The following is a 12,516-nucleotide window of genomic DNA, read 5'->3' as shown; positions in this document are numbered from 1 at the left end:
GCCTTATGAATGGCAAGGAGGTTTTTTATTGGTGAACCATTAATACAATAATTACAATAAGCAGCGCCAGCGAAAGAGCCGCATAATCTTCCATTCTTTCCGTGGCAAAAAGAGTATATATTTTTGCTTCATATTTTTCAGGCTGTATTTCTTTTTTATTCTTTGTCATAATTTCACCCTCTGACTTAAGGATTTTCCGGCATAAACAGCAACACTACCAGCAGGGCCAAAAGGGCTTTTAAAAAAGCAGCCGCTGACCCTACCACCAAAGGTTTGCCCCCCGCTTTTCGCAGTTCAGAAAAAGAAATTTGCATACCCAGGCCGGTCAAACCAATGGCAAAAAACCAGTTATACAGCTTACGGATAGTTATCAACTCCGGCGACGGGGGTGAGTTCTGTCCCAGCAAGCCCAGTGAAGTAAGAAAAACCATAATTAAAAATCCTAAGACAAAGACAGGAAACTTGCTCCATAAACCGGTGTGAATATTGATGTGATCATCCGGCAGCCTGGCGGAACGGCTGCTAAGGGCGGCCAGTGCCAGCACCACAAAGGGCAGAAACAACACCCTGGTTAAATTATAAATCTCACCGGTTTTTAAGCTGACAGAAGCATGGTTGGCTGTGCCGGGATCATAAATGAGACAAACCGCTAATACTTGCCCGGAGCTTAGAATACCTGTCCCAGACCATACCCCGAACTGGTGAGGACTCAGGTTTAATATATGGCCGATCATGGGAAACAGAAAAATACAAACCACTCCAAAGGACAGCACGGTGGCTATAGAAAAAACCACATCTGTGGTTTTAGCTCGTACGGCCGGTGCTGTAGCAACAATGGCTGATACACCGCATACCGCCGTACCGGCTGCCAGCACAGCAGCTGAGGAAGGCTCCATGCCGGTTTTTTTTCCCAACCAGAGAGTAAAAACCAACGTAATAACCACAAAAGTTAATACCAGAAAAATAGCCGTGGCACCTAATTGCGCCACTTCCACAAAACTGTATAATGACCCCAGCAGGATGACGCCTAATTTAATAAACAAGCGGGAGGTGGCAACTCCTGCCATTAGCCAGGACGGTAATCTAAATAAATTACCGATTAACATACCAATTATAATAGACAAAAGAATGTAATTTAATCGCAATATTTCAATCAGAAACTTTTGCGTAACAGGGTTGGTACGTAAATATGTTTCTAAACCCGGCCAGGGAATGCCAAGGTCTTCACCGCCCATGGTAAAAACCGCTATGGCAAACATTAACAGTACACCTGGTATTAAATTAAATATATGAGAAGCTATATTCCGCTGCACTGGCATCTCTCCCGGGTAAGCAAATTCAACTTCTTATATTATAGCAATAAATTTAACCTAATCGACATATTTTGAGAAAAAATTAACAGGCTTACGGGACAACCGTAAGCCTGTTAGATCACTCGGTATTATCACCTGAAAACTTGTAGCCAATGCCACGCACAGTTTTAATGTAAATGGGGTTAGCAGGATTTGGCTCAATCTTTTGCCGGACATACCGTATGTGTACATCCACTGTGCGGGTATCAACATTAAAGTCAAAACCCCACACCCGGTCCAACAGCTGTTCCCTGGTAAAAACCTTGCCGGGATGAGACATTAATATCTTTAATAACTTAAATTCTTTGGGAGTAAAGCTAACAGGTTGTCCTGCCACTACCACTTGAAACTTTTCAGTATCCAGCATGATGGGACCGCATCTTAACTCCCGGCCGGCAGACGAGGTCTGCTGATTCTGTTTGGCGCGCCGCAGGGCCGCCTTAACCCTGGCCATCAACTCTCTCGGGCTGAAGGGTTTGGCAATATAGTCGTCTGCCCCCATTTCTAAACCCACCACCCTGTCCAGGGTTTCTCCCCGGGCCGAAACCATCAGGATGGGCACCAAAGCAGTGGCTGGATCATGGCGCAGCCGCCTGCATATTTCTAAACCGTCCGGCTCTGGCAGCATAACATCTAATATAACTAAGTCCGGCAATTCGGAACGAATTAAATGCAGCCCTTCTTCACCGCCGGTGCTGGTCAGCACCTGGTGCCCGTCTTTTTCTAAATTAAACCTTATTAGCTCCAAAATATTGGTTTCATCATCCACAACAACAATTTTTGCCAAAGCAATCCCCTACTCTGCTTATTTTTTTAATTAAATTATATAGGGGATTTGTTAAAGTTTACTGAACAATCAGTTAAGATTAGGTTAAACACCTTCGATAATTGTTCATTAAAAAAGGAAAACAGGCCGGCACACATTTTGCGTGTACGCCGGCCCCTTGGTTAACTCAGTTTGGCAATATTATTTCGCACCGACTGAATAGATTTTTTCAATGCACTCATTTCTTCTTCATTCAAATCAAGCTCAATAACCCTTTCCACTCCATTGCCGCCGATAACAGCAGGCACGCCTGCAAAAATATCCGTTTCGCCGTACTCGCCCTGCAGATAAGCAGACACAGGTAAAATACGTTTTTTGTCTTTCAAGATACATTCCGCCATCTGCATAACCGACGCACTGGGCGCGTAATAGGCACTGCCGGATTTCAGGTAATTTACAATTTCTGCGCCACCCTTTCTGGCCCGTTCCACCATAGCATCTAAACGATCTTTAGAAATCAGCTTTTCTACCGGAATACCTCCCACATAAGTGTACCGTACCATTGGCACCATATCGTCGCCATGACCGCCCAGTACAAAGGAGGTGACATCTTCAAAGGACACATTCAGTTCCCGGGCGATAAAGGTGCGGAACCGGGCGGCATCCAGTACGCCGGACAGACCAAAAACACGGTTTGGCGCCAAGCCGCTTGTTTTATAAGCGATGTATGTACTGACATCTACCGGGTTGGTAACCACCAGTATGTAAGCGTCGGGAGAATATCTGACAATTTGCTCGGTGACACTGCGGACAATACCGGCATTCATGTTTAGAAGATCGTCCCGGCTCATACCGGGCTTGCGTGCCATCCCGGCAGTTATTACCACAATGTCTGACCCGGCAGTATCCTCATAATTGTTAGTACCAACAATGATGCTGTCATAACCCTCCACCGGGGCAGCCTGCATAAGATCCAGGGCTTTTCCTTGGGGAATACCTTCAGCCACATCAATCAGCACAATGTCTCCCAGCTCTTTGGCCGCCGCCCAGTGGGCACAGGTGGCTCCCACATGGCCGGCACCCACAATGGTTATTTTGTTTCTTTTCATTTATTAGTTCCTCCCCTTTTCAATTCATTAAACGACATCCCGGCGCCAGAGAGGAAGGGTTTTATCGCCCCAGCCATCTTTTTATTCCGCGCAGGGTGGTGTCTCTGTTTAATTGAGCAATAGTTTTGGTTAACGGAATTTGCTTAGGACATACTTTAACACAGTTTTGGGCATTACCGCAATCGGTTATGCCGCCCACTCCCATAATTGCATCCAAACGTTCCTCCTGGTTCATAGCTCCGGTGGGATGAGAATTGAACAGCTTCACTTGGGCCAGGGGTGCCGGTCCCATAAACTTGCTTTTATTATTCACGTTGGGACATGCTTCCATACAGCAGCCGCAAGTCATACAGCGGGAAATAGGATAACACTCCTCCTGCACTTTTTGAGCCATCCTCGGCCCGGGTCCTAAATCATGGGTACCGTCAATTGGAATCCAGGCTTTAACTTTTTTCAGATTTTCAAACATAACCGTCCGATCCACCATTAAATCCCTGATTACCGGAAACTTACTGAGCGGTTCTAAAACAATAGGTTGTGCCAGTTGATCCACCAGGGTGGAACAGGCTTGTCTGGCAATACCGTTAATCACCATGGTGCAGGCCCCGCAGACCTCCTCCAGGCAGTTACACTCCCAAACCACCGGCGTGGTGGATTCTCCCCTGGCATTGACAGGATTTTTTTGGATTTCCATTAAAAGAGAAATGACATTCATCTTTTCTTTATAAGGAATTTTAAATTCCTCCCAGTAAGGGGACCGGTGGGGATCCGGTTGACGTTTAATTTTTAATAATACATAGTTCTCGCTCACTAACCGACCGCCTCCTTGTCAACATCATAACGACGGGGCCGCGGCGGAATTAAAGATGTATCCACCTCTTCATAGCTTAAGGCAGGACCGTCAGGCGTAAATTGGGCCTTGGTGGTTTTTAGCCAGTTGGCATCGTCACGCTCGGGAAACTCGGGCTTGTAATGGGCTCCCCTGCTCTCATTGCGGGCCAGCGCCCCCAGTGTGATTACCCTGGCCAACTGCAACATATGCCATAAGTGACGGGTAAAGGCTGCCTCCTGATTGGCCCAGCTTCCTTTGTCAACCAGTTTAATCTTGTGCCACCGTTGGATCAGCTCTTGAATTTTATCATCTGTTTCCTGCAGCCTCTGGTTATATCGAACCACTGTGACGTTTTCGGTCATCCAATTGCCAAGCTCCTGGTGCAGTTTATATACATTCTCATGCCCGTCCATTTGATAAATTTGCTGCATAAAAGATTGCTGGCGTTTTACTTCTCTTTCAAAGACCGCCCGGGGCACATCTTGGGCGTGCTTATTTAATGCCCTGCTGTACTTAACAGCGTTAGGGCCGGTTATCATGCCACCGTAAAGGGCGGACAACAATGAATTAGCCCCCAGCCGATTGGCCCCGTGATACTGGTAGTCACACTCACCACAGGCAAACAAACCCGGCAGGTTGGTCATTTGATGGTAGTCCACCCATAATCCACCCATGGAATAATGCACCGCCGGGAAGATTCTCATAGGTACTTTACGTGGATCATCCCCCACAAACCGTTCATAAATTTCCAGGATTCCCGCCAGCTTTTTATCCAGAATGGTTCGGTCAATATGCGAAACATCCAGGTATACCATATTCTGACCGTCGATACCCAGTTTCAGTTCATAGCAAACTTTATAAATGGCCCTGGTAGCAATATCCCTAGGTACCAAATTACCGTATGCCGGGTACCATTCTTCCAAAAAATACCATGGCTTGCCGTCTTTATAGGTCCACACACGCCCCCCTTCACCCCGGGCTGATTCACTCATCAGGCGCAACTTGTCATCCCCGGGAATGGCGGTGGGGTGAATTTGGATCATTTCTCCGTTGGCATAATAAACTCCCTGCTGGTAAACCGCGCTGGCTGCAGCACCTGTATTAATGATGGAATTAGTGCTTTTGCCAAAAATAACGCCACAGCCCCCCGTTGCCAGGATTACGGCATCTGCAGCGAAGGCCCTGATTTCCATCGTCTGCAAGTTTTGCGCCACAATACCCCGGCAGACTTGCCGGTCGTCCAAGACTGCCGACAAAAAATCCCAGCCTTCGTATTTTTCTACCAAGCCCGCCGCTTCCCAGCGTCTAACCTGTTCATCCAGGGCATACAATAGTTGCTGCCCGGTGGTGGCTCCGGCAAAGGCGGTGCGATGGTGTTTACTGCCGCCAAAACGCCGAAAATCCAGCAACCCCTCCGGCGTACGGTTAAACATTACCCCCATCCGATCCATCAAATTAATAATGGCCGGAGCGGCCTGGCACATATCCAGCACCTGACGCTGGTTAGCCAAAAAATCTCCTCCGTAAATAGTGTCATCAAAGTGGATGAGCGGGGAATCTCCTTCACCTTTGGTATTAACAGCCCCGTTAATACCTCCCTGGGCACAAACCGAATGGGATCTTTTTACCGGCACCAGGGAAAACAGCTGAACCTTCACTCCCATTTCTGCCACTTTCAGGGCTGCCATAAGACCTGCCAGGCCGCCGCCCACAACAATTATGCTGCTTGTTTGCATAGCAAAACCCCCCGCATTACTGGATAAAGGCAACAATTGCAGCCAGCCCTGCACAGGAAGCAATAATAAACAATCCCATACACAGTTTCCAAATAAATTCCTGTGCCTTTTCTCCCACTGCAATGCCCCAGCTAACCGTCAAGTTCCATAAACCGTTGGCAAAATGAAAAGCTGCTGCCAACAAACCGATAACATAAAAGGCAAGCCACCAGGGGTTGGCCAGCAGATGTGACATGGTGTCAAATGTTATAGCCAATCCACTTAAGGCATAGGCCACGCGCAACTGCCAAACATGCACCAGTATAAAGGCTAAACTGACTAAAGCTGTTACCCTTTGCAAATAAAAAGCCCAATTCCTAAGATAGCTGTACCTTAAAACATTGTTTTTTGCCACATAGACAATATAAAGACCGTATAAAGCATGAATGGCAAGAGGCAGGGCAATAAATAAAAACTCTATTGCCGGTAAAAAGGGGATGCTTTGCAGCCGGCTCACAGCGCTGTTATATAAAGCCGGGCTAACTACAGCAAGCGAATTTGTTATTAAGTGCTCTGTCAGAAAGAAGCTGATAGGGAAAAAACCTAGAAAAGAGTGAAGTTTCCGAACAAAAAAATGATAATTAGCCAATCCTTCATTTTGTGCAGATACTGCGTTCATTTACAATCCTCCCCGCCTCCCTGAACTGCTTACATGGAAAATTATATCATATTTTTGAAGTTAGGCCCGCATGAAAAACCGAACAAATGCATGTATACAAGTCAACTGATTAACTGCCGGGAGGTTCCACAGCCTGCAGTATTTCGCTGCGCAGCCCTTGATACTTATTAAGCCAGTTTCTTCTTTCCTGGCGCAAATTATTTACCAATTCTTGATATGTGTTGTGATCATAATAATGCCGAGGCAGATACGCTGCAATTTCAATACCCGGTATGGCTGCAGGTACTTGATAGCCCCAGTCGGGGTCTTGTTGCCACTGAATGTTGCCCCTGGCAATCTCCTTCATAATGGTTGTGGACATGGCAATGGTGATCTTTTGACCCGGTCGTCCCGGCCGGGCGCCCACCGCCCCGGTATTTAAGAGATAACATTCCATATCCGGGTTTGCCTTTAAAATATCCAACAAGCGATTGCCCTCATCTGCTTCCGGTCCCATGATAAAGGGGTTGGTACCTACCTCCCGTTTCGACTGCCCGGCACGGCTGGGATCGCCGGCTGATGTTTCAATTGATTCGCCCAACATAAAATAAGCAGCCGCCTGTTCCGGCGTTAGCTTTGCTACCGGAGGCAGGATATCGTTGCGCCTGGTAATAAAAATAATCTTATGGGCTTTTTCTAAATCAATCTTATCATCTGTGCCGATAACTTCGGATCTTAAGATAACCCCCCGACCGTTGGACGTAAGTTCCACGTTGTTAAAATCAATAGTCCCGTCCTCCAAAACCATTACATTTTCAAAAATAGCCTGGGGAGAGACAGCAGCCTGAAACAGCACACGTTGGGTTTCATCTAAACCTTCCGTTTTAATATAAAAACCGTTTTCTGTTCCGTAGCAGTAACCCCGCTCATCCATCAATACCACATCATCCTGGCGAATCATGACTTTTTCCGGTTCGGTTAAGCCGTGATCGTGCATGGTTAAGGTGGTTTTACCGGTGCCCGATAAACCAAACATAATAAAACCTACTTCTTTGAGTTCACCCTGCACGTCTAAAACTCTCAATACTTTACTGCCGGCATGGAAGCCCAGCCCACCTTTTTCTTTCATGGCATACATGGCCTTCCGCAAAAAAGACTTTTTGCACTCGCCAAAATAATCCGGCCCCAGGATATAAGTTATTTTTTCCAGAGGATGGCAGAAAATAATGCACTGGGGCCACTCAGGCACATAAATGGTAACAAAATCCGGTTCGGCATCTTTGTCTTTTACCGCAAAAGTCATATTCAACCATTGCAGGGGAATACTGGCATAATCTTTGGTAATATATAAACGGCAATGAAAGCTGCATGAAGGATGCAGGCATAACTGACGATCCATACGAATTACTTCTTTATCCTGCAAAAACTCATGCACCTGCTCAGCCAGGGCCAGCGCTTTTTCAGGCGGCATACCCTGCTGATCCACACCCCGGGTAAACCCTTCGCAATCCACAATAAACGTAGCCCTGGCACTGCGGTTGCGCATCCGGGAAATAAAACCAGCACTGCCGTATTTGGTAGTTCGTTCTTTTGGTGAAGCCATCTTTCTTAGTTCTGTTAAACCAGGGTTGTCGATAATTGTTCGGGCATCAACCGTACGCTTTAGCTTATTCATGTTTCCGGCTCCTTTCTGCTCTTTTGTATACTGTATACGCAGCCAAAAGATAAGTTGCCTGGTATTTTAAAAAATCAAAACACATAATAACCAATTGGCATCACAGCAAAAATCAGCCCTGATCAAGCATTCCCTGGCCGGGAGTAAACCAAACAGGTTTACTCCTCGGCGTAAATTTTTCTGCCTTCCTGATACAAGTCGCCACCGTAAGCATCATTTACTACGATGGCAGGAAAGTCCTGCACAGTTAATTTATAAATTGCCTCCGGCCCCAGATCCGCATAGGCCACCACCTCAGCCTGCTTAATGCACTTGGCAATTAAGGCTGCTGCACCGCCCACAGCGGCAAAGTAAACCGCCCGGTATTTTTGCATGGCTTCTTTGACAGTTTCTGAACGGGCCCCCTTACCAATCATACCTTTAAGCCCCAGTTCAATTAACCTGGGAGTATAAGCATCCATACGGCCGGCTGTTGTTGGTCCCGCTGAGCCGATAACTTTGCCCGGCGGCGCCGGCGAAGGCCCCACATAATATATAATTTGCCCCCGCAGGTCCACCGGCAGGTCTTTACCCTGCTCTAACAGCTCTACCAATCTTTTATGGGCTGCATCGCGGCCTGTGTAAATAACACCGTTGATTAAAACCTGTTGGCCGATGCGCAAATTGGCCACTGCTGCATCAGAAAGGGGTGTCGTTAAACAAACACGGGTCACTCGAAAAAATCCTCCCTTTTGATCCTAAATAATTACTGACTTATGCCTGGCCGCATGACAGTTAATATTGACCGCCACCGGCAGGCTGGCAATATGACAACCAAAAATTTCAATGTGAACCGCCAGCGCGGTTGTACGTCCGCCCAGGCCGGCGGGACCGATGCCCAGTTTATTGATTTTTTCCAATAATTCCTGTTCTAAAAAAGCTATGTCCCGCTGCGGGTGCGGCTGTCCCAGCGGTCTTAATAAAGCTTCTTTGGCCAAGAGGGCACATTTTTCCATCGTACCGCCGATACCCACCCCGATAATTAAGGGTGGACAGGGGTTCGGGCCGGCGTTTTTAACAGTATGCAAAACAAAATTTTTCACGCCTTCTATCCCTTCGGCCGGTTTAAGCATTTTTAAGGCGCTCATATTTTCACTGCCGCCCCCTTTAGGAGCTACCGTTATTTTTAAACGATCGCCGGGCACAATTTTTGTATGAATGACCGCCGGTGTATTGTCACCGGTGTTAACCCTTGCCAACGGGTGACCCACCAAGGATTTGCGCAAGCAGCCTTTTTGATATCCTTCTCTGACGCCCTGATTCACCGCTTCATAAAGATGGCCGTTAATAATATGTACTTCCTGCCCCAGTTCTAAAAATACCACCGCCACGCCGGTATCCTGGCACATAGGAAGGGATTCGGCAGCCGCAATGGCTGCATTTTCCAATAAAATATTTAATATTTCTTGGCCGCTCTGAGAAACTTCCGTCTGGCATGATTTTTTAAAAGCTTCTATCACGTCTTCCCCCAACCGGAAGTTGGCTTCCTGGCATAATCTTGCTACTTCTGAAATAATAACACTGCAATCAATGGTTCTAATGTCAACTACCCCCTTTGTGTTATTGGCAGCAGCTACCCCACAGTAATGCAAAATTAGTACCAACCGTCAACCAGCCGCGCTGCTAACATAAGTGCTGCTGCCTTGTGGCCGTAAAACATACTGTTAACCTGTGTTTGTGATACATTATGTAATACATTATGTAATACTTTTCCATTAATGTGTCACTTTATTTTTAAAATAATTTCTAAATTTTATAAATTTCCGTTCTGCATAATCTTGTCCGAGACCAAACCACCTTTGGTGCAACTAAAGTCAACAAGCCACACAGCCAACGTGCTGCGGCATTTGTTTATAATAATTAGAAATAATTCTATTTTTTAGAAATATTAATCCGGTACTTTTTTATCTTATTATACAGGGTGGCTAAAGAAATGTTTAATTGCCTGGCTGTTTCCCTTTTCCCCTCTACACCGGCACCATACTTTTGTAACGCTTTTTCTATCATCAGCCGTTCTAACAGGTCCAGTGGCATGATATCATCCGGGGCTTCACTTGTCTCCCGGTGCTTAACTTGCAAATAGGGAGCCAGTTCCTGATAGGAAATTAAATTACTGTCCGAAGATACCATTACCCTTTCCAATACGTTGGCCAATTCTCTGATATTGCCCGGCCAGTGATAGCTGCGCAGTGCCAGCATGGCCTCTTGGGTTAAACCAATAATTTTTTTGCCTAATTTACGGTTTAATCTGACTACCATGCAATTGGCCAGTTCTTCTAAATCATCCATACGTTCTCGCAGGGGTGGTAGGTTAATTTCTACCACATTTAACCGGTAATACAAGTCTTCTCTGAACAAGCCCTGCCTAACCAGCTGTTTAAGGTTTCTGTTAGTGGCGGCAATTACCCTTACATCTACGGCAACCGGTCTGGTGCCACCGATACGCTCAAACTCCCTCTCCTGCAGCACCCGCAGCAGCTTGGCCTGCAGCAGCAGGTTCATGTCACCGATTTCATCCAGAAACAGCGTGCCACCATGGGCCAATTCAAATTTACCGATTTTATCTTTTACAGCACCGGTAAAAGCTCCCCGCACATGACCGAATAATTCGCTTTCCAGCAGCGTTTCCGGGATAGCCGCACAATTAATGACAATAAAAGGACCTTCTTTGCGTGAACTGGCCTGGTGGATGGCATGGGCAAAAAGTTCCTTGCCGGTGCCGCTTTCGCCCAGCAGCAACACCGTGCTGCTGCTGCGGGCTGCCTGCCGGCTGATTCTTATGCACTCCTGCAGAGCTTGGCTGCTACCCTTAATTTGCTCAAAATTATATTTACTTCGGGTAACCTGTCCGTATTTATCAGAAAGGCTTCGCAGCATACTGTTGCTTTTTTTTAATTCTTCAACCAACTTAATTATGTCGGTAATATGTTGAAAAATTACCACCGCACCTGCTATTTCATTGTTAATAATAATTGGTACAGCATTAGAAATAACCTCTGCATTGCTCCCTCCCACCCTGGTACGGTAGCCTTTCACCGGCACGCCTGTTTTTAACGCCAGCGCCAGGGCGCCGTTGGGAGAAGCTTGGAAGATGTTCTGCTTGGTGCGTTCTTCAAAGGACAGCCCGGTAATCCGACAAAATGCAGGATTAACGTAAATAATATTGCCGTCACGGTCCGTTACTTCTATAGCTTCCTGTACAGAATCCAAGATAGCGGAAAGCATAGCTATGGGCAGCATATCCATCACCCCCTACCATTATTCGCCCATTAATTACAAAAACCTGCAAAAAACCTATATTTGTTTCGAACAAATGTTTTGCGACTTTATTTAATCAATGTTATAATATACCAAATACCCCTTTATCTCTTAAAATGAGAAAGGTTGTGAACCCTTTTATGTTAAATGCCCGGGAAGAAGCCGTCCTTAAGGTTATTATTGAAAATGTCAAAGCAAAGGGTTATCCGCCCTCGGTCAGAGAAATCGGCGAGGCAGTAGGTCTTTCCTCCAGCTCTACTGTTCATTCATATTTAAAAAGATTGGAACAAAAGGGATATTTGCGCCGGGATCCTACCAAGCCCAGGGCTATTGAGGTAATCGGCCCGGACAGCGGCAAGGAGCAGCCCCAGCCAGCTCAAACCGGAGATGAACTGGTATATGTTCCCATGGTGGGGGAAGTAGCTGCCGGGCTCCCTCTGTTGGCTGTGCAAAATTATGAAGACAGGGTAATGTTGCCCCGCAGTTTTACCGGATACGGCGAGTTTTTTATGCTGACCGTGCGTGGCGAAAGCATGATTGAGGCCGGTATTTTACCAGGTGATTTGCTGCTGGTGAGAAGGCAAGAATCGGTTAACAACGGCGAAATAGCCGTAGCTTTGTTGGAGGACGAAGCCACTGTTAAAATATTTTATAAAGAAAAAAATCAAATCAGACTACAGCCGGCAAACCGTTTGATGGAGCCTATTTATGTGCGGGATATAAAAATCTTAGGCAAAGTGGTAGGACTGATGAGAAAAATATAAGGTCGCCAACGGCGACCTTATATTTTTTGGCTCTAACTCAAGTTTGAAACGAAAAAGTAAGCGACAAACCAGCCGTCACCTAGAATCACAAATTCAAAACTGATACACTGGGCTATGAAAAACTTGAAAAACCACTAGTGGTAAATCAAGACGAACAGGAGTATCAGCAATATGAATACTAGAGAAATTGCTGCGGAATACCGCCTGGCACACTGGGCACAGATAGTGCGCAGAAAAAATGAAAGTGGCCTTAGTATTAAAGCCTTCTGTGCAAGCGAGGGATTCCGTGAAAACACCTACTACTATTGGCAACGGAAACTGCGAGAGGCTGCCTGTGAACAACTGACA

Annotated in this window: 13 protein-coding genes; 2 read left to right on the top strand and 11 right to left on the bottom strand. The window is 46.4% G+C overall.

The features are described from left to right. Positions 1-25: 25 nt before the first annotated feature. The 11 genes from DESHY_RS14180 to DESHY_RS01120 form a co-directional block, all read right to left on the bottom strand. Entirely contained in the window at positions 26-169 is a 144-nt protein-coding gene (locus tag DESHY_RS14180; protein WP_008409779.1) for a hypothetical protein, read from the bottom strand. Between the two features lie 16 nt (positions 170-185). Continuing rightward, entirely contained in the window at positions 186-1,313 is a 1,128-nt protein-coding gene (locus DESHY_RS01165) for a YeiH family protein (RefSeq protein ID WP_008409778.1), read from the bottom strand. A 118-nt stretch (positions 1,314-1,431) separates the two neighbouring features. Further along, positions 1,432-2,139: a winged helix-turn-helix domain-containing protein gene (locus tag DESHY_RS01160; RefSeq protein ID WP_008409777.1), complete on the bottom strand. Its 708-nt coding sequence runs from the start codon at positions 2,137-2,139 to the stop codon at positions 1,432-1,434. Positions 2,140-2,300: 161 nt separating this feature from the next. Next, positions 2,301-3,227, bottom strand: coding sequence for a malate dehydrogenase (gene mdh, locus DESHY_RS01155; protein WP_008409776.1), 927 nt, complete (start codon positions 3,225-3,227; stop codon positions 2,301-2,303). Positions 3,228-3,288: 61 nt separating this feature from the next. Further along, positions 3,289-4,038 carry a succinate dehydrogenase iron-sulfur subunit gene (gene sdhB, locus DESHY_RS01150; RefSeq protein WP_008409775.1) on the bottom strand — a complete coding sequence of 250 codons (750 nt, stop codon included), beginning with the start codon at positions 4,036-4,038 and terminating at the stop codon, positions 3,289-3,291. Beyond that, positions 4,038-5,795 (bottom strand): succinate dehydrogenase flavoprotein subunit, encoded by a 1,758-nt coding sequence (gene sdhA, locus DESHY_RS01145; RefSeq protein ID WP_008409774.1) that lies wholly within the window; start codon positions 5,793-5,795, stop codon positions 4,038-4,040. The genes sdhB and sdhA overlap by 1 nt, the downstream gene beginning before the upstream one ends. 16 nt (positions 5,796-5,811) lie before the next feature. Next, positions 5,812-6,453, bottom strand: a complete 642-nt coding sequence (locus DESHY_RS01140) for a succinate dehydrogenase cytochrome b558 subunit (protein ID WP_008409773.1) — start codon at positions 6,451-6,453, stop codon at positions 5,812-5,814. 109 nt (positions 6,454-6,562) lie between these two features. After that, a complete protein-coding gene (locus tag DESHY_RS01135; protein ID WP_008409772.1) occupies positions 6,563-8,107 on the bottom strand; it encodes a phosphoenolpyruvate carboxykinase (ATP) in 1,545 nt (514 codons plus the stop codon). Between the two features lie 158 nt (positions 8,108-8,265). Then, positions 8,266-8,820: a Fe-S-containing hydro-lyase gene (locus DESHY_RS01130; RefSeq protein ID WP_008409771.1), complete on the bottom strand. Its 555-nt coding sequence runs from the start codon at positions 8,818-8,820 to the stop codon at positions 8,266-8,268. 24 nt (positions 8,821-8,844) lie between these two features. Next, complete coding sequence (locus DESHY_RS01125; protein ID WP_174269695.1) at positions 8,845-9,687, bottom strand: fumarate hydratase; 843 nt, start codon at positions 9,685-9,687, stop codon at positions 8,845-8,847. Positions 9,688-10,018: 331 nt separating this feature from the next. Then, the gene (locus tag DESHY_RS01120) at positions 10,019-11,386 is read right to left on the bottom strand and encodes a sigma-54 interaction domain-containing protein (protein WP_008409769.1); all 1,368 of its coding nucleotides are present in this window, start codon (positions 11,384-11,386) and stop codon (positions 10,019-10,021) included. A 158-nt stretch (positions 11,387-11,544) separates the two neighbouring features. On the opposite strand from DESHY_RS01120, the gene lexA reads away from it, so the two are divergent. Then, positions 11,545-12,168: a transcriptional repressor LexA gene (lexA, locus tag DESHY_RS01115; RefSeq protein WP_048817841.1), complete on the top strand. Its 624-nt coding sequence runs from the start codon at positions 11,545-11,547 to the stop codon at positions 12,166-12,168. Between the two features lie 171 nt (positions 12,169-12,339). Further along, on the top strand, positions 12,340-12,516 hold a 177-nt coding region (gene tnpA / locus DESHY_RS14785), incomplete at its 3' end, for an IS66 family insertion sequence element accessory protein TnpA (protein ID WP_337999084.1).

Origin of the sequence: Desulforamulus hydrothermalis Lam5 = DSM 18033 (assembly GCF_000315365.1) — a bacterium.
In the GTDB taxonomy this organism is placed as follows: Bacteria; Bacillota; Desulfotomaculia; order Desulfotomaculales; family Desulfotomaculaceae; genus Desulfotomaculum; species Desulfotomaculum hydrothermale.
The sequence above is the reverse complement of the archived record's forward strand: the minus strand, read 5'-3'. Positions and strand labels throughout refer to the sequence as shown.

Bases quoted from the DNA above. Each gene is read 5' to 3' on its own strand.
- mdh (WP_008409776.1), bottom strand. From the start codon at position 3,227: ATGAAAAGAAACAAAATAACCATTGTGGGTGCCGGCCATGTGGGAGCC.
- lexA (WP_048817841.1), top strand. From the start codon at position 11,545: ATGTTAAATGCCCGGGAAGAAGCCGTCCTTAAGGTTATTATTGAAAAT.
- DESHY_RS01135 (WP_008409772.1), bottom strand. From the start codon at position 8,107: ATGAATAAGCTAAAGCGTACGGTTGATGCCCGAACAATTATCGACAAC.
- DESHY_RS01140 (WP_008409773.1), bottom strand. From the start codon at position 6,453: ATGAACGCAGTATCTGCACAAAATGAAGGATTGGCTAATTATCATTTT.
- sdhA (WP_008409774.1), bottom strand. From the start codon at position 5,795: ATGCAAACAAGCAGCATAATTGTTGTGGGCGGCGGCCTGGCAGGTCTT.
- DESHY_RS01120 (WP_008409769.1), bottom strand. From the start codon at position 11,386: ATGCTGCCCATAGCTATGCTTTCCGCTATCTTGGATTCTGTACAGGAA.
- DESHY_RS14180 (WP_008409779.1), bottom strand. From the start codon at position 169: ATGACAAAGAATAAAAAAGAAATACAGCCTGAAAAATATGAAGCAAAA.